Here is a 17,938-nt window from a genome sequence, read left to right as displayed (position 1 = left end):
ATTAAACTCCTGCTTGTATTAAAGGTAAGTTGAGCAACCCGCGAACGCGTTCGCCAAGCGCCAGTTCGGCATCCCGTAGTGGAACGCCCAGCTCATCGCACAAGTACTGCACCGCACCATCCGGCGTCAGAGATGACCCTGCAAAACCCGAACGGTCCGGCTGCCTAACAAGGCCATCGGCCCCAACAACTAACTCCAGTTCACCAAGCGTGTAAATACCTGCCGGCGCTCCAGCCGCCGCCATGCAGTCTGTCGTAAAAATCGATCGATGCCACCCCTTGGTGCGCACGTAATTCCTGAGCACAGGAAAAGGGATGTGCACGCCATCCGGAATAAAGCATGCTATCAGTTCATCACGAGCCAAGAGCCGGTTAATGATGTTGTCATGACGATGCATCACCTGTGGCGCTCCATTTCCCAAGTGTGTGCACATGCAGGCTCCAGCCTTAATAGCCAGATCGATATCACGCTCGCTTGCGTCGGTATGCCCGAGCGCCACCGATACCCCCATATCCGTTAACTCACGAATCACGTCGATACCTCCCTGACGCTCTGGAGCAAGCGTAACTAGGCGCAAAAGGCCACCGGCTGACTTCAAAAATTTACTCAACAGAGCCGGAGTTGGATCTAGCACTGCATGCAAGGGATGCGCACCTCGGTATCCATCCAACTCACTGATGAACGGCCCTTCAAGGTGAATGCCAACTGCCATCTCATGTATAATAGGCGACTCCCTCCTCCACTCAACGAGCTTGCGCATTTGCTGACAAGTCTGCTCGAGTGGCGCCGTAATTAAAGTAAACAGAAAACCGCCAACACCACGCGCACGCATTTGCTCGCAGGCCAATTCCAACTCACGCATGGTCAAGCTCGGCTGCTGAAAATCAATCCCAGCAAAGCCGTTTACCTGCAAATCAAACAAGCACGGTTCGCGCGAGGGACGAGAGTTTCCAATATCCATGATAACATTTAGATTCTCAATGCCGCATCGCCATCTAACCATAGCACGGCAGCTGGATGAGTCCGCAAGATCGACGCCGGACAGTCCTTACTAATCGGGCCACGTAAGCTTTCGCCAACGGCATCGGCCTTTAGCTTTCCTGGAACAACACATGATACATGTCGACAACTCATCAACGATGGTATCGTCAATGTAAAGGCATGCGTTGGCACGTCGTCGATCCCCAGGAAGCAGCCGTCATTAACCTGCTGCTGCCGACAAGCGGGTTCCAGCTCAACCACCTTAACCCACGCCGAATCATTGAAATCCGCAACCGATGGATCGTTGAATGCGATATGACCATTTTCGCCAATACCCATGCAAACCAAATCAATTGGCTTTGATTTTAGTGCGGCTTCATAGCGCGCACACTCGGCATCCGGATCTTCGGCCTCACTGCCGATGGGAAAGAACTCCTTGCACTCGATATACGACAGCAAATTCTCTTGTAAATAAAAGCGGAAACTTTGCGGGCTGTCACCCGATAGCCCCACATAGTCATCCATATGAAAAACAACGACTTTAGACCAATCCACTTTTCCTCGATTTTGTATGAGCGCACTCAGAAAATCATCCTGCGATGGCGCGCATGCAAAGATCACCCGAGCTTCACCTCGTATCTCGATAGCTTGATTGATAACGTGAATCACGTGCGCAGCAGCTGCGCTGCCTTGTGACTGGCGATTGGGAAAGACTTCGACTACCAGGGAATCTACTTGCAGCGCTGTTTGAAGATGGTTCAGATTTTTCATAGATTGATTTACGAATGAGAAGGAACAAGGTCATGGGGCAGCTGTGCCTCAGTCACTTGAAGACTTTGTCTAAAGTTGATAAGAAGGTATTCGTTTTCCTCCCAACCAAATACCGGACTAAAGCGGCGGTGATCGTCAGCAAAACGCTCTCGATCCCAGATCTGCTCTAACTTCCCAAGCCACTTGCCCCCCTCCTCCGTAAGCTTTTCCCAAGCTTCACGACTCAACCCTCGTGCCTTCAGCAAAGCAGAGCGACGGTAGAGATAGCTCATCCAGGCCGCGAATAGCTTGAGTGTTTCTATGGAGGCGTATTCTCGCTTAACCCGTGGCAAAAAGCTGGATATGTGGTCTGAGATTTGCGCCCATTCCTTTGAGCGCCGAACCAGCAAATGCTCGTCTAATTCATTCGGGTCTGCCTTCAGGACGCTAAGGTATTCTTTGCGCTCGGGCGCAATTTCAAAGCTAAAAGTTATGGCTTCGACAATGAGCGGATCAGGCTCCACACCATGAAATTCACGGATATGCTTTGCAACGCTTTGTGGCGCATCTAATCTCCCTTGACTCAACATCGTATCGGCGGCAATGCCAAGAGCTGGCCAAAGCGCATCGTGTAAATAACGCATTGGCGTCCAAATAGTCGTCAAGGCCCCCATGACTTTTCCATTACCACATAGCTGTTGGTAGCGGCTCATCCTCTCAATGTTAGGCAATGCAATATTCCCTGGATACGCCTGCTGATCATAGGTAATCATCGCCGGGCACAATATAACTGAAAATCCATCGTCGATGAGTCTTTGAGCCAAGTCTGGTTTCACGTCGGGGTTATACTGCCACACGGCCAGTATAATCTCTCTGGACAGTCCATGGATGAAGCCAGCATCAAAGCTATTCTGATCAACCCACATGATCATCTGGCGGCTAAGTGCTGTTACCTCATCGTAGATAAAGGTTACATAATCCAGCAATAGCTCCGCTACGCATTTCGTCGCTAACGCTTCCTGCGTAAGGGGATGCCCCCCCAGCTTAATCTCGTCCAAACCAACATGAATCCATGGCGATGGAAAGATCGCTGCAACATCAGCAAGCAAACGCTTCATCAAACTACGCGTGTCTGGATGTATGGGACACATCGCAGTGAAATCTCCATCACTTTCACAAAGATGCTGGTAATGTGCGTGCCCTGTGATGTAGCGCGAATGGCCCAGCGTTTCCAACTCTGGAATGATCGTGATTCCCCTATCTTCCGCATAAGAGATCAGCTCACTCATCTCCTCCGAGCTGTAGGCGTGCTTCCCCGCCAGGCCGGGTTCGCTGGGGAAATCCATACTCACCCCCTGATCATCCGAAAAATGCCAAAGTATCGTGTTTAAGTTCCTCGACGCGCAAAAGCGGATAAACCGACGGTAGTATTCACGGTTTTCCATACACCGAGCGCTATCGAGCATAAAGCCACTTATTTGCTTCATAGATATGTAGAAAATTTTACCCTTTGATCATCGCCATCAAGCTAGCGAAGGCATGGGAGAAGGTTAAGATTCATTTAATTTATTGAATGAACTAATTGAGTCGAGAGATTTTTTTAGTATTTGGAAAATCCGAATATAGCTTAAAGGAAACTTCTCGCTCCCCACTGGGATCATCCTGTTCGCTTGGATAAAAAACAATGAGGATACGCCCATTTTGACGCGCCTCAATAGCTGTAGACATAAAACGCTCCCACTTAGTGGACCGCGTGGTCTTGCACGCAAATTGGATTGAGATAAACTCTCCTGTGTTGGTTGCAGGCACGACATGATCACGCCCCTCGTTCAGAACAACTTCTTGCCTCCCAACCAGCCCACCAAGCGGACGTCCACTCAAATTAATTAAGCGAATGGAATTCTGTGGATGCGCAGCCTCGCTATCATCAATCGCGTATAGATTGAGTACGGCTGTCTCCGCTACATACTGGCCAAGAAAAAGCATTTCCCGCCACTGATCTCTTGCTGTAACTCTCGCAACGGGAACACCCTTACCTTCTTTGAGCGAGGAATCGTAAAAGATTAAGTCTTTCGTCCCACAATAATAGAACTCTTCCGACCTCTGATCAATCGGCGCATGGAGATGCTGAATTTCGCCGCCTGTACGCAAAGTAATCCCCGACAAGGGCTCGCTCCCCCAGGATATCATGCGAAAGATAAAGGAAGCGGATTCCTTTGATCCTACTGTAGCTTCTGCCTTCAGCGACTGAGCTAACATAATTGCCCCGCATAAAATTAACATCTTCATTATATTTCTCTTTCGTTGAGCCACCGAAAACCGATGACCTTAAATTTTCTCCCCATACCATCTACTGGCTCGTAAAAACCGACCTCATCCGCATCATCACTCACTGGCGTCACGGCTTCAGGAAAGCGTTGCACGATGGCCTCACATATCGCCTCCGCCTCCACTCCATCGGTAAATGGATTCACTGAATCACCATAGGCGCGGATGATAAATGTATCCGATCGAACCGCAAGATATGGTCCAATAGCCGTTAAGACATCTGCCTGCGTCAGCCAGCCAGGCGCCGCAGTGCTGCGCGCCCCCAGCCCCGCTTGGGCATTCTGCGCGCCCGAATCATCATAAGTCGTCACCATAGGTGTTTTCAGCTTACTATTGATAGTCGACAGACCATAGCTTTTGCCGTCTAACTCAACTGCAGTGTCACTGTCAATCGCGGCTTGCAGTAAACCGATATCCTCACCCAAGGGTCGATTGATAAACTCTGCCAGCGAAGTAAATGGACGGCCACGATTACGAATTCGCTCCACAATTTGAGCCGCCAAAATTTCAATCTGCTCAGAGGTTAGCGCATGATAGCCACTCCACGGCTTGTCAGCATCTCCATTGGGACTCAGTGAGCGAAAATAGCTATTATCCAGCGTCACCTCCGACATCAAGCCAGACTCTGTATTATAATAGCGCATCCTCAGCCCAGCAAAGTTACTCAACATTGCCTTCCATGCTTCAAGCGATGTTGAGTTAACATTAAAACCGCCTTCGATTAACAAGCCAGCAGCAGCAATGGCTGGGGCTTCAAGTAGTGACGATTTCGCATCACTAAGAAGTTTTACACGTGGATTTTCAGCAATCCATTCCTCGCCATCTGCTTCTCGCACGAGACTGGAGAAGAAAAAGTCATCCCAGAAAAATTCGTTCAGCTCATAGCTCAGATCAACATCACTCGACGCCACAAAAGGGCTCGCATACGAATTACCGAAAGAATAGGTCGGATCCCAAACGCGCTCAGAAAACGGAGCATGCTGTAGAAACCCAAGTGAGGTAATTCGCTGACGGGGCACGCTGAATAGCGTTACCACACTTTCGCCTAATGCATTAGTTGAATCTCCCCAAAATCCTCGAGCATCTCCACTTATATCGAGCTGATAATCGATGATCCAGTCAGAGTTTAACGGCAGGTGATTATTCGTATTTCCGGCGTCAGTTAACCAAAGTGGGTGGGATATCCAACCCGGAGGTCGGCTGTTAACAGTAGAAGCGCGAGGATTAAAATCCGCCAACCAACGCAAACCAGTACCGCGATAACTATCCGAAACATAGTCTGTCTCACTGGTGCGCATACTAAAACGACGGCGAATCAAATTAATCGACGGTGGCGCTCCACCAGCAACATCTGGCTCCAGGCTGACCTGCACCTTTGGCTGGCCAGCATCATCAAGTTGGTTATTACTTGGTGAAATACCAATTCCAATTTGCTCAATATCCTGAAGTGACTGCCATGCGCCGCCACCACCAAGGCGGTATTGCAATGAGTAGCGACCACCACTAATTTGCATAGTAACTCGCCCTTCGGGTCCTCGTGTGAAAGAACCCAGTTCTCGGCGCGTATTTTTCCATACGTAGTTCGAACTTGGATACGCTTCACTCAGTACAGCGCCATCATTGCCGCTTTCCGGGTATTCCCCTGTTTCCGCCAGACCAAACAGCTTAACTTCACCGGGCTCAAAACTGGCCCCGCGTATCGTAAAAGTCGGAGGCTCCCCCAATAAATCCTGAGGATGAAACTCTGTGCCCCGTGTATTCACCCCCTCCTCGAACTCAACAGAACCATAGGCTGGCTCAGGCTCAAATGAAATCATCATGTAGCCACGGCCAGTCTCCGGTGCGACTTGAACTTGATAGTCAGCAGCAGCTAAGGAGACATCATAGGGATTTGCCAATGCCACGACAGGCTTCATCGTAATTTGCAAAAGAGCGCCCTCACCCGTGCCAGATCTTATGGCCCCCCAACCAATTTGAACCAGCACGGGCAAGGGGAAAAGTCCAGCCTGAGTCACACTGGGCGCCTTCGGCTCCACCAGAGGCATCGGCTCTTCTGCCTCGCCCCAATCATCCCAAGGATTGGCGAAGCTACGCAATACGCCCCAAGTAACTAATGGCTGTGACGCGTCGGCAATTATTGACGCACTGTTTTGGTAGGGAGCCGCATTGTAGTCCTCATCCAATATTCGCGAAAGGTCTTTTCGAAAACCACCACTCTTGACACTCACGGGTAGCATCCTCGACACCACCGTCGTATCCAAATCGTGCAGCACGGGACTATTTTCAGTCTCCCCTTCCAATGTATCAGAACGCAGAAGCTCAGCCTGATCCTGTGACATCAGTAGCTCCAACCGCTTCCCCCATTCCACATTCCCACGCAAGCTTCGCATAGAATTCCATGCGTCAATTTCTTCCACACCTGGGCGGCGGGAAGACTCACGCGAACGGCGCTCCTGTGCGTCATCGTTACTTCCCCAGGCATAATCCCGCAAGTTTATGCGGGCCTTCACCCCCTCATCCAAAATGCAGTAAGCATACCTTTCAAGGCCATCATCGCTGATATCAAGTAAAGGAGCACGCACCTCAGATCCGCTGGCGGCATCACCAAATACAGTGACCGACTTAGCGAGAGCCAACTCAGGCGAAAATTGAATGGGGTCTTGCAGGTTAGCATTTCCCGAAACCAGCCAAGTCACCATAGACCCACTATTCGCATCCCACACACCTGTCCAAAATTCATTAGGAATCTCCGCTAATCCCAAAATGTTCGCCCGAGCAGTGACGCGGCGATCTTCGCCAGCAGCACCTTGCAAATGCCCCAAGGCAATCAACAGCCCTAAGCGCGCGTTTTCCCTAGCCTTAGCTTCAGCGAGCATCTGACTGTTTGACGCGAGTTCTGTTCGCGTCAAGGTTGCCATTGATAAGGCTATCAGCAGCATAAAACTCATTAAGCTCAGGGCAACGATCAGAGCGAACCCTCCCCTTCCGCCAATCTTGCCTTTGCAGAATTTTTCCATCTTTGACATCCCTCCTCTCAGGGCCACATAGCATTAATTTCGAAAGCATGCCGCCCTATTGTTTCATTTAATGAAATATTTCTCTCGACTTATGTCAATCTTTAGTTTTTGCATTTTCTAAAGCAAAAGCCGCCTCGATTATTATGTTGTTCAAAAGAAGCTTAGCGCACCTAATACTACATTAAGCAAAATAATAGCTTATTATTACCAGACGCAAGCAACCCAATACCCATGAAGAAAACCAAGAGCACCGAGAGCAAGTCCAAGAACAACCGCAAGCAGGCGCAAATCGCGAACCGACTACGCATTCTGAGATTAATCTATTCACAAACTCCGTATTCGCAGCGTGGATTAACCCTAGAAACGCAACTTCAAGCCTCGACTATATCCAATATCGTTGCCGAGCTCCTGCAGTCTGAAATCATAACCGAAGGCGAAACGCTGGAGAGTGGCAAAGTAGGGCCACGCGAAACAATACTACAAATAAATCCCAGGATTACCGCCACGGTGGGAATTAATGTGCACACAACAGCACAGGACATTTGCCTGATCAACGGCAACGGCGATATAATTTCACACGAATGTATTGAAAAGCGATGGAATGATGAATCCATCCAACTGATAGCCGACCAGATAAGGCAGACCGTAAAGAAATCAGGCCTAAAGCTCAAGGAAATCGGCGGCATAGGCTTCGCCATCCCAGGCGTGGTAGACAACGAGACCGGCACTGTCATCCTATCGCGTTCACTGAAGCTGGAGAACTTTCCCTTGCGCAAGATATTCGGGCAAAAGCTCAAGATACCCGTCAATGTCGACCGCAACGTAATCTGCGGAAGCTATTTCGAACAGCATTCCCAACCAGATCTAAAATGGGCAAACTCAGGATATTTGTTCATCAAGGATGTCACGCCTCGCAAAGGAGCCAGTGAATACTCTGTTGGGATGGCTTTAACCGTAAACGGCAAAATATACCGCGGCATCAATCACGCTGCAGGCGAGCTCGACGCAGTACTCCTCCCCTCTGAAGAGCAAACCGCCAAGAGCAGGACCAGCTCACAAGACTTCTTTCATGCGATGGGCAGCCACCTTGCTTCAGTAGTGAACTTGCTAGACATAGGTAAACTCATTATCTCGTCGGACGGAGAGACCATGACAAAAGAAGATTTCACGATCCTCTCAACTGCACTAAGCAAGTCGCTCATCCCCATCAGCAATCGAACCTTCGAAGCGTCTTTTTCCAGGCTGGGTTTTTCGGGGATGACGCAAGGCGCTGCGCTACAGGTGCTCCACCAAAAGCTAGAGAACGACCTGAGCAATTTAATTCTGAATCATTGAAATTTGACGATTCCCTATGTTCCGAAAAGCACTCGTAAGCCTTTGCGTCATTTGCACGCCCATACTTCTTCAGGCCGAGCCCCAGAAGGAGAGAGCCGATGAAGTCACTGTTCGCGTGCAAAACCTGCCCGGACCGACTTCGGAGGGCGTAAACGCCCAAGCACAGCGCAAAGTTTTGAAGAGCTTTCTTGACCAGCACCAGGGGATCAATATCGAGCCATTTGCCATGCCCAAAGTAGCAGGCAGCGCAATGGACATCGGACCACTGATGGCTATTGCCGCGGGAATTCCGCCTCACGGCATCTACGTAAATTTTCGTCAGTCGTCGACTTATGTCGAACAAGGCTTTCTGGAGCCCTTGGAAACCCTGCTTGCACGCATCCTAAGTAGCAACGAGCAAGTCCGAAAATGGGATGCGCATAACCAATGGCTTGCCGATCCAAGCAAGCAGGAAATCAAAGACGCCCTTGCTGCAATCAAGGAACGCACGCCTAAACCAGCCTGGCCGGTCGTCTATCGCCCGAACTTCGCATCGGAAAGCACGTCACCACACGTATGGGCGCTACCAACGAGGACGCTAGTCGTAGGGCTTCTGTATCGTAAAGATCTATTTCAAGAAGCAGGCCTCAATCCCGAACGGCCACCCGGAAATTGGAACGAGCTATTGGAGTATGCCCGGGCTTTGCGCGACCCAGACAAGCGACAATACGGAATGATCTTCGACCCAAGTAATCCCTTGGGCTATGAAGCCTATACCTTCATTGTGTCGCAGGGAGGTCGCGCCGTCAAAGAGAGCTCACCCGGCGTCTGGGAAGCCGCATTCGCCTCACCACAAGTCGCCGAAGCTGCCTATTATTTTTGGCAACTACTCCGCGAGCCATTCACCAAAAATGGCGAAATAGTCGAAGGTGCGGCGGGCCTCATTCCTGGAGGGCGAAGGCTCGACTGGAATCGCGGCAAAGTAGGCATGATATTTTCCTATCTGGACAGTGAATTACTCGACAGCATAAACCCTCAGCTGGTCGGCATAGCACCAGTCCCCGCCTCTGCCTCAGGTATCAGGGCAAGTGAAATCAATTCTGAAATGCTAGGCGTTTTCTCGCAATGCAACCCCGCCCAGAAATTAGCGGTGATGCGCTACATCTGGTACATTACCGGCACAGAGGCTGAGCAAATTCGTACCGAGACTTTCGTCGAAAACGGCTACGGCATGTTCGTCAATCCAGAGTTACTTGAGAAATACGGCTATGAGCGCATCCTGCAACGCGTACCGCCAAGTTGGCGAGCAACCTTCAACCATGCGATGGCAGATGGCGTTCCCGAGCCATACGGACGCAACACCCAAAGCGTATACCGCTGGATGTCCCTGCCCCTCACCAAAACGCTGGACACTGACTTTGTTGGGGTCCCTCGCACAAAAGCAATAGGCATAATCGAGGGCTACTTGAAAACTACCGCCCAGGAGATGGATGAGAAGGCGCTAGGCAATATATCTCCAGAGCAGATGCGGATACGGCGCATTGGGGCAATGATCGTTCTTGGTATCGTAGTGAGCTCTTTTTTTCTAGGTTTCAGGTATCTATGGCGCTACTTCACAAACATTGACAAAAGCCTGCCAGTCAACAATGCGAGTCGCCGAATAAAGGTCGGCTACCTCCTACTCATCCCCGGCCTCTCACTTATCCTCATGTGGCAGTATTTGCCGCTCCTGGGCGGCGGTTTAAGCATTGCATTCATGGATTATCGCATCGCTTTGGAAAGCGTTTGGGTGGGCATTGACAACTTCGCAAACGTTCTCTTCGACGACAAGTTTTGGAGCGGCATAGCGCGCACGTTTTACTTTGTTGCGTTAATGATCGGTCTGGGCTTTTGGCCACCAATCCTGCTCGCAATCCTACTACAGGAAGCACCAACAAACGCAGCCAAGTACATTTTCCGAACGATTTTTTACCTTCCCTCCGTACTAAGCGGCATTGTCGTGATGTTCCTATGGAAGCAACTCTACGACCCCTCACCTAGCGGCATTCTCAATACGCTTATTATGAGCGTAAACTCGCTAGACCCGTTTTTCGCCTCACTCCTCAAGCTGACCATGCTGGCAATATGGCTTTGTCTCATATTCATCCTATTATATCTACCACTCAAGTTACATGAGCAAAGCCGTGCAATGAGGACTGGCATGTGGATTGTTGGCCTTGGATTCATAGCTGTGACACTCTGGCCGCTCTACCAATCTTTTTCCTCAAGCGGTATCACAGGAGTCAGCAAAACCATTGGAACTCTGTTCCAAAGCTTTCAAATAGAGCCTATGCGTTGGCTTGAAAACCCGCGCACAGCCATGCTCTGCGTAGTCATTCCAACCGTTTGGGCAACCTCTGGCCCGGGCTGCATTATATATCTAGCGGCTCTTAAAACGGTTCCCGAAGAACTTTACGAAGCGGCTGAAATCGACGGTGCAAACTTCTGGCATAAGGTATTTTATATCGTCCTGCCACGTCTGAAGTTCCTGATTCTTATTCAATTCGTGGCTGCAGTAGTCGCTGCATTTAAGGGGGGGCAGGAATTTATCCTCGTCATGACTGGCGGTGGCCCTGCCGAATCCACCACTATTTTGTCACTGGAGATTTTCTTCCGCACTTTCCTGGATCTGGAATTCGGCATTGGCACTGCGATGGCATGGCTACTTGGTGCCCTACTCATCGGTTTCACCGCCTACCAACTGCGTCTACTCGCTAACGCCGAATTCAAAGGAGGTAACTAGATGCCCATCATTTCACAACAAGCAGCACGCACGCTCAAAGGACGTTTCGCTCACGCCTTAATTCTGCTCACCCTGACACTTGGCAGCATCACGATTCTTTATCCGTTTGCACTGATGGTTTCCGGCTCCTTGAAAAGCGAAATGGATGAGAACGACTTAAACCTCGTCCCAACGTATCTCTACCAAAGCGCTGAGCTCTACCAGAAGTTTCTCGAAACCAAGTACGGACAACGCATCGACTTGCTAAACCAAGCACATCTGACAAACCACATTAAGTTCCGCCAGGCACAAACGCCGCTCCCAAATGAAGCGCTGGCCAACGAATACGCCGCCTTCCTAAAAGAGTCATCCATGCCACGAGAATGGCTAGTCCTTGGTGGCGTAACAGGCTTAAAAACTGTGCCGAACAACCTGCGCAGGCTTCGCGATGATCTGAAGAATCAATTTCACGGCGACCTCGAAGCATTTAACCGTGAAACAGGAGGTGTCGCCGCAACCTGGCTCAATATCACCGTTCCACAGCCTGACCCGCTCTCTCAACGCTATGACTACCCGAACAACGCCGTGGGAGATGCCTACTTCGAAACTCAATCCTCCACGCCACTGGGCGAGCTATATGCGATCAGTCCAACCGGCTTTTTCTTGGATCGTATGGTTTACCCCCGTTTTGGCCGCTACGACACCACGGCCTTTGCCGAGGCATTAGGAAGAGACTTAAGAAGCTTTGAATCATTTCGGCTGGAACAAACCTACCCGAGTGACGGTAGCGAAGCTTACCAGGCACTCTGGATTGAGTTCGTGCTCGAAGAACTCAACGCTTCCTATGTCCTCACGCAAAATGTATCACCACAGAGCTATCAGGAATTCCTCCAAGCTACCTACGCCAGCATTGTCCAACTCAACGAGGCATGGGGCACAGATTTGAAAAGTTTTGGAGAAATCACTCATCCAGAGAATGAATGGCTCAGCGGTGCAAGACGCACAGACTACAATAGCTTTCTTAAAACGCTATCGCCGACAAAACTTCGATTAGCTGGACCTGAGTTTCGCTGGCGAGATTGGCTACATCGACAATACGGATCACTGTCCGAAATAAATAGCCAACTCAATACAACCTACACCAGCATGGACGCAATCTACCCACCATCCGCAGAATTGGAATGGCAGTTCATTCAGTCCAATAGCTCAACTCTCAAAAAAGACTTTGCAGTCCGTAATTTCGTAAATGTCATTGATGAACTATTTGTTGAAGGCCGCCCCTTCCTAAACACTGTCATCTTTTGTTCGTTATCGGTCTTGTCTGCCTTGATTATCAATCCGCTGACCGCCTATGCGATGTCACGCTTTCAATTACCCGGCTCTTACAAGATTCTTCTGCTACTCATGGCTACAATGGCTTTCCCACCGATGGTCACACTGATTCCAACATTTCTTATTCTGCAAAAGCTCAACATGATGAACACATTCGCGGCCCTGGTTTTACCAACCATCGCCAACGGATACCTAATATTTTTATTGAAGGGCTTTTTCGACTCACTCCCCAAAGAACTCTATGAAGCTGCAAGCATTGATGGCGCGTCCGAAATGCGCATTTTTTTCCAAATCACCTTGGCACTAAGTAAGCCAATCCTTGCCGTAGTCGCCTTGAGCGCTTTCAACAGCGCCTACACCATGTTTCTCTATCCGCTGCTTGTCGCGCCCGATCCCCAAATGTGGCTTCTCAGCGTTTGGCTATACCAGTTTCAGCTTGAGGCCTCAACAGGCGGCATTTTTGCCTCTGTGCTTATCGCAGCGATTCCCACACTCCTACTCTTTATTTTCTGCCAGCGAATCATCATGCGCGGCATTGTGGTCCCAGTTGAAAAATAGACCTCCACAGGTTTATTCGTCATGGTTTCTTGATAAATTTGAAGTTGACACAGACAACCCTTTTCGCAATTATTTCATTCAATGAACCCTTAGGCATATTTGACTAGCTAGTGTAGATTCAAACAGATCATGTTCATTAAAAAATTAGGCTTATCGATCTCAGCCACTATATTCGTGTTACAGGCATTATTCGCTGAGCATTTGGTCATTGACGATTTTGATAGTTATTCCAACACAGAAGAGCTGCGGCTGAAATGGAACTCCTTTGGCAGCGCAGCATCCTCCGGCCCTGCCTCTTTAGCTATTGAAGAAGGATACGCAGGCTCCAATGCAGCGCTTTTCAATCTGAATTGGGACGTCGGAAACAACGCGAACATGCGTTTGTTTCAACCACCGACTCAGGCACAAAATTTAACCCGTTTCATAACCTGCGTTGTTTGGCTGAAAATATTGAGGGATGATGGCAATTTTGATGCCCCCAGTACTACGACATCCCTTCGCCTTGCGATTGAAGGAGGGCCCGACAACAGTATTTGGCAAACCAAAGCAGACGAAGAAGTTGAAATTGATTTCGGTAAATACGAAGAAGCTCAATTCTCCTTACTCGACACAGAAATGGAGCGAGTGTCTGGAAAAAGCAGTTTCAATGAAACACTGGCTGAGATAAAATCCATTCGGCTCCGTTTTGAAAACCAAATTGAGTCGCGTGCTCGGCAAGACGTATACATCGATTCCGTAATCGTCATCACTAACACCAAGTAATCAACAGGGCAAAATTAGCCCGCCCCTAAACCAACTTTTTCTACCTCGTTGCGGCAATCATATGCCGGGATGGGTGCAGCATCACACTGCTGCACCCATCCACTCCCCAGCATATTCATGCCACAGCTTCATAGCTCACAAATCAGCAATATAAAATTATCCGAAATGCAGACATCTATCGCTATATATAAATTTGCCAAACGGAGCATCACCATTACTGCATGCAGTCTACTTTGTTGCGCAGTTTCCGCGGGTGCTCCATCCGTCAGCATGCATCCGCATGCAGAAGCGACACTACAGGAACACCATCTGCTGGCACCAGGAACAGACCTTGGTATGTGGGTGTGGCGAAAAGAATATGTCGCCGATCCCGGTGAGCGAGAAAAGCTGATCCAATTCTGCCAGAAATTCGGCATAACAAGAATATTTGTTCAAGTAAGATACCACAAAACCAGCGATGGCTATCTTTTCGCCGAAGCGGAAAACTGGAACAGCCTCCTCAAGGAAGCAAATGCTGCTGGCATCAAAGTAGAAGCTTTAGATGGCGCTGGCTTCATGGGTTTTGAGGAACATCGATCCGACACCATAAACCGCCTCAATGCGATACTGGTATTTAATCAAAACCAGCCGGACGACGCTAAGCTATCCGGACTCCACTACGATATTGAACCCTATGTCACGGAACGCTGGAAAGAAGGCGACCGGCAAGCCATCGCAATGGAGCTACTGGAAACGATGGCACAAATACAAAGCACAGTAAAAGCGAGTGATCCATCCTTAACCGTAGCTCATGACATACCATTCTGGTACAGTGGTCGTGACTCGCTAAAGGTACAATTCAATGGTAAGGAGAAATTTCTTGATGAGCATGTCCAAGACTTGTCCGACTTCATCGGCATAATGTCTTACCGCACTCACATGACCGGCAGTAATTCAGTTTCAGCGATCAGCCAAGATGAAGTAGACTACGCTGGTCAGAACGGGGGCAAAGTTTATCTGTCACTGGAAAGCGTTCCCTTAGCTGAGACCCCAAGCATTACGTTCTACAACCAAGCACCGGAAAAGCTTGCACTAGCCATAAAAGAGCTAAGCGACCATATGAGCAGCGAGCCCGGCTTTGGCGGAATTTTCATTCACTGCTACCGCACTGCGGGCCCCATGCTCGAAGCATGGGCAGAAGCTAAAGAGCAGACAGCGACAAACTAGGCATCCCGACGTGAGTGACTCGAACAGCAGCATGGCATCGACGTTAGAATCCACTGGAGAAAGTTTGGAAAAGCCAACTCTCTGCTTTGACTCATTTCCCACGGATCTCGCCACAGCCCTGGAAGGCATTAAAGAATTGTTTCCGGAACGCTTCCTCACCAAGCCTGAATCTTGGAGCATAGAATTAGTACCCACTCCCAAGGCAAAGCCCTTTCTCAAAATTAGCATCCTCCAGGCAAAGCGAGTTGCCATTACTTACTCGGAACCATCGTGCGCCTTTCGAGCGATAGGCATATTGATGGGGCAATTAAGTAATGGGCAACAGCCAGAGCCAGTACATGAACAAAGCAGCTTCCGCGCAATAGGAGCCATGATCGATGTGTCACGCAACGGTGTACCCCATCTCAAAACGATCAAGAAGTTCATCCGACATTTCGCTCTTATGGGCATTAACCAGTTGATGCTCTACACTGAGGACACCTACGAGATCCCAGGAGAGCCGTCATTCGGCTATTTCCGCGGTGGCTACACTCAATCTGAACTTAGGCAGATCGATGATTATGCAGCGCTTTTTGGGCAGGAAGTGATCCCCTGTATTCAATGCCTTGGTCATTTGGAACAAGTTCTGCAGTGGCCAGCGTATCGGGATATCAAGGATACCAACGGTGTCCTGCTAGCTGGAGATGCAAAAACGAAGCAGTTCGTGCAGAAAATGATCGATGCAGCATCAACACCATTTCGCAGCAATCGAATCCACATTGGCATGGATGAAGCTCATGGTATTGGTTCCGGCATCTATCGCCTGAAAAACGGCCTCAAGCCCCCCTATCATATTCTGTGCGATCACCTACAGGAAACGGTAAAAACCTGCAAACAACTCGGACTCAAGCCGATGATATGGAGCGACATGTTTTTCCGCCTAAGTTCTCCAAAAAACAGCTACTACGATATAGACTCTTCAATCAATCCAACTCTAGCCGAAAACATCCCTGAAGCAGTCGAACTGGTCTACTGGGATTACTACCACACTGACCCAAACTTTTACCACGAATGGATTAAGCGTCACCGTGCATTGGGCAAAGAACCCATCTTTGCAGCAGGAGTATGGACTTGGAACCGATTCTGGGCGCAGCTCCCTCACTCTATACAAACAATTACTGCTGGCATGCAGGCTGCACGTGAAGAGGGCCTAAGTGAAACCTTTGTCACGATGTGGGGTGACGACGGCATGGAGTGCGAAGCATTCTCCGCTCTGCCAGCCATCCAGTGCTTTGCCGACCAAGCATACTCCGCTGAAGGTTCATTTGAAAATACAACTCGAAACTTCCTCGGTAGCGTCGGAGGAAGAATGGAGCATTGGATCGTAGGCAGTCAGTTAGATCTCGTACCAGTGCCCACCGATTCTGATTATGAAGCAAACGTCAGTAAATGGATTCTTTGGCTCGACCCCCTTATTGGCCACTTCGAACAACAGTTGACGGCAGAATTCTGTGCTCATTTCAAACGGACCGCCGAGCAGCTCTCGATGCTAGCCAGGTCAGGCCCAGTGGATACCCATACTGATATTGCCCGTCAGGCCGCAATTGTTCTAGCGCTAAAAGCTGAGCTCCATGTAGCCCTTCGCCCCGCCTATAAAGCAAAAGATTTGCAGAAGCTTGAATACATTAATACAATCGTAATTTTCCGATTACTACAGGAACTAACTGCCATGAAAGAACTGCATGAAGAAAATTGGCGGCGTAATTTCCGCTGCTTCGGCTGGGAGGTAATCGAACGTCGTTACGCAGGACTCCAATCTCGGCTAACGACTTTACAAAAAAAGCTCTGTTACTTTCTGGATGCCCCCTACACGATCATCGATGAGCTAGAGTGCAACAGTATACAGCTATGGCCTCATAATCAGACACAAGCCACGACGATCAACTATAGACAAGCCGCATCGCCCAGCTATATAGGCTAACATTTCACTATAATTACCACACCTTGAATAATTTAAAACCACATCGCCGCGCCTTCACTCTGGTAGAACTACTGGCTACGATTGGCATTATTGCAATCCTGGGAAGCATCTTGCTTGTGGCCGTTGGCAGCGTGCGCAAATCAGCAAAAGAATCTCAATCACTATCCAATCTTCGACAAATCGCAATCGCAATGCAGATGTATACATCTGACAACAACGGCCTTTACCCACCAGGATACTTTTACAAACCAGGAGAAGGAGAACGGATCTGGACAGTGGAACTACTGCCGTACATCGCACAAATCAGCGATTCGAACAGCTCAACCGAAAACGTATTTGTTTCTCCACTGGTAGAACGGGAAATTCGACAAGGTGACCTTAAAAACCATGTAATCCCCTCCACCTACTCTGTGCATGGCGCCATCTGCCCGAATATTTCCAATGAGGACACCAGAATTCCCTACTGGAATATAATTAATCCGGTGGAGCTGATTCTAGCTGGTGAAGCAACCTTGCGGGATAATAATACATACGCCAGCGCGACCTTCAGTACGCCAAGTGCTTTCAAAACGATTGGCCTAGACACAGAACTGGATTCCCCCATCCCCACGGATTCTTCTGAAGATGGAATCGGTGGCGCACTTAGCTATCGATCCAATGGTGCAGCCCCTGTCGCTTTCGTTGATGGCCACGTAGAAGCAATCCCTCAAGGCGATGTCCTTTATAGAAATATCACAGTGCAAAAGTAGATTTCCTGTTAGCCTGGCTCTTCAAGCTCCTCAAAGAATCGCAATTTGACCCACGCTAACCCGAAATTCGAATATTACCTGGCTGTTGGAATTTGCCTACAACACATACTGGGCGTATATCTATCGAGAGTGAGGCTACTAACGTAAGCGTCCGAGCTCCATCCCACTTGACTACCAATGGTAAGCATTGTCGTTTCTCATTGGTAAGGGTTTGTAGTTA

General features: G+C 49.3%; 12 protein-coding genes. 7 read left to right on the top strand and 5 right to left on the bottom strand.

Going from position 1 to position 17,938, the window contains the following annotated elements; genetic code table 11:
* Position 1: 1 nt before the first annotated feature.
* The 5 genes from RBB62_RS05460 to RBB62_RS05440 form a co-directional block, all read right to left on the bottom strand.
* The gene (locus RBB62_RS05460; protein WP_309397724.1) at positions 2-961 is read right to left on the bottom strand and encodes an N-acetylglucosamine-6-phosphate deacetylase; all 960 of its coding nucleotides are present in this window, start codon (positions 959-961) and stop codon (positions 2-4) included.
* Positions 962-969: 8 nt separating this feature from the next.
* Positions 970-1,752 carry a glucosamine-6-phosphate deaminase gene (locus tag RBB62_RS05455; protein ID WP_309397723.1) on the bottom strand — a complete coding sequence of 261 codons (783 nt, stop codon included), beginning with the start codon at positions 1,750-1,752 and terminating at the stop codon, positions 970-972.
* A gap of 8 nt (positions 1,753-1,760) precedes the next feature.
* Positions 1,761-3,197 carry a family 20 glycosylhydrolase gene (locus RBB62_RS05450; protein ID WP_309397898.1) on the bottom strand — a complete coding sequence of 479 codons (1,437 nt, stop codon included), beginning with the start codon at positions 3,195-3,197 and terminating at the stop codon, positions 1,761-1,763.
* A gap of 112 nt (positions 3,198-3,309) precedes the next feature.
* Positions 3,310-4,020 carry a hypothetical protein gene (locus tag RBB62_RS05445; RefSeq protein WP_309397722.1) on the bottom strand — a complete coding sequence of 237 codons (711 nt, stop codon included), beginning with the start codon at positions 4,018-4,020 and terminating at the stop codon, positions 3,310-3,312.
* Positions 4,020-7,076 (bottom strand): hypothetical protein, encoded by a 3,057-nt coding sequence (locus tag RBB62_RS05440; RefSeq protein ID WP_309397721.1) that lies wholly within the window; start codon positions 7,074-7,076, stop codon positions 4,020-4,022. The genes RBB62_RS05445 and RBB62_RS05440 overlap by 1 nt, the downstream gene beginning before the upstream one ends.
* 231 nt (positions 7,077-7,307) lie before the next feature.
* Here RBB62_RS05440 and RBB62_RS05435 point away from each other — a divergent pair, with 231 nt between their 5' ends.
* From RBB62_RS05435 to RBB62_RS05405, 7 genes are all read left to right on the top strand, one after another.
* Entirely contained in the window at positions 7,308-8,411 is a 1,104-nt protein-coding gene (locus tag RBB62_RS05435; RefSeq protein WP_309397720.1) for an ROK family protein, read from the top strand.
* A gap of 226 nt (positions 8,412-8,637) precedes the next feature.
* On the top strand, positions 8,638-11,172 hold the full coding sequence (locus RBB62_RS05430) for an extracellular solute-binding protein (RefSeq protein WP_309397719.1): 2,535 nt from the start codon (positions 8,638-8,640) through the stop codon (positions 11,170-11,172).
* Positions 11,173-13,041: a carbohydrate ABC transporter permease gene (locus RBB62_RS05425; RefSeq protein WP_309397718.1), complete on the top strand. Its 1,869-nt coding sequence runs from the start codon at positions 11,173-11,175 to the stop codon at positions 13,039-13,041. It abuts the gene before it with no gap.
* A gap of 129 nt (positions 13,042-13,170) precedes the next feature.
* The gene (locus RBB62_RS05420; RefSeq protein ID WP_309397717.1) at positions 13,171-13,803 is read left to right on the top strand and encodes a hypothetical protein; all 633 of its coding nucleotides are present in this window, start codon (positions 13,171-13,173) and stop codon (positions 13,801-13,803) included.
* 117 nt (positions 13,804-13,920) lie between these two features.
* Complete coding sequence (locus tag RBB62_RS05415; RefSeq protein ID WP_309397716.1) at positions 13,921-15,009, top strand: hypothetical protein; 1,089 nt, start codon at positions 13,921-13,923, stop codon at positions 15,007-15,009.
* Between the two features lie 10 nt (positions 15,010-15,019).
* Positions 15,020-16,969 carry a beta-N-acetylhexosaminidase gene (locus RBB62_RS05410; RefSeq protein ID WP_309397715.1) on the top strand — a complete coding sequence of 650 codons (1,950 nt, stop codon included), beginning with the start codon at positions 15,020-15,022 and terminating at the stop codon, positions 16,967-16,969.
* 23 nt (positions 16,970-16,992) lie between these two features.
* Entirely contained in the window at positions 16,993-17,718 is a 726-nt protein-coding gene (locus tag RBB62_RS05405; protein WP_309397714.1) for a type II secretion system protein, read from the top strand.
* Positions 17,719-17,938: the final 220 nt, after the last annotated feature.

Origin of the sequence: Cerasicoccus maritimus (assembly GCA_031296935.1) — a bacterium.
Lineage (GTDB): Bacteria > Verrucomicrobiota > Verrucomicrobiia > Opitutales > Cerasicoccaceae > Cerasicoccus > Cerasicoccus maritimus.
The sequence above is the reverse complement of the archived record's forward strand: the minus strand, read 5'-3'. Positions and strand labels throughout refer to the sequence as shown.

Bases quoted from the DNA above. Each gene is read 5' to 3' on its own strand.
- RBB62_RS05460 (WP_309397724.1), bottom strand. From the start codon at position 961: ATGGATATTGGAAACTCTCGTCCCTCGCGCGAACCGTGCTTGTTTGAT.
- RBB62_RS05455 (WP_309397723.1), bottom strand. From the start codon at position 1,752: ATGAAAAATCTGAACCATCTTCAAACAGCGCTGCAAGTAGATTCCCTG.
- RBB62_RS05450 (WP_309397898.1), bottom strand. From the start codon at position 3,197: ATGCTCGATAGCGCTCGGTGTATGGAAAACCGTGAATACTACCGTCGG.
- RBB62_RS05445 (WP_309397722.1), bottom strand. From the start codon at position 4,020: ATGAAGATGTTAATTTTATGCGGGGCAATTATGTTAGCTCAGTCGCTG.
- RBB62_RS05440 (WP_309397721.1), bottom strand. From the start codon at position 7,076: ATGGAAAAATTCTGCAAAGGCAAGATTGGCGGAAGGGGAGGGTTCGCT.
- RBB62_RS05435 (WP_309397720.1), top strand. From the start codon at position 7,308: ATGAAGAAAACCAAGAGCACCGAGAGCAAGTCCAAGAACAACCGCAAG.
- RBB62_RS05430 (WP_309397719.1), top strand. From the start codon at position 8,638: ATGCCCAAAGTAGCAGGCAGCGCAATGGACATCGGACCACTGATGGCT.
- RBB62_RS05425 (WP_309397718.1), top strand. From the start codon at position 11,173: ATGCCCATCATTTCACAACAAGCAGCACGCACGCTCAAAGGACGTTTC.
- RBB62_RS05420 (WP_309397717.1), top strand. From the start codon at position 13,171: ATGTTCATTAAAAAATTAGGCTTATCGATCTCAGCCACTATATTCGTG.
- RBB62_RS05415 (WP_309397716.1), top strand. From the start codon at position 13,921: ATGCCACAGCTTCATAGCTCACAAATCAGCAATATAAAATTATCCGAA.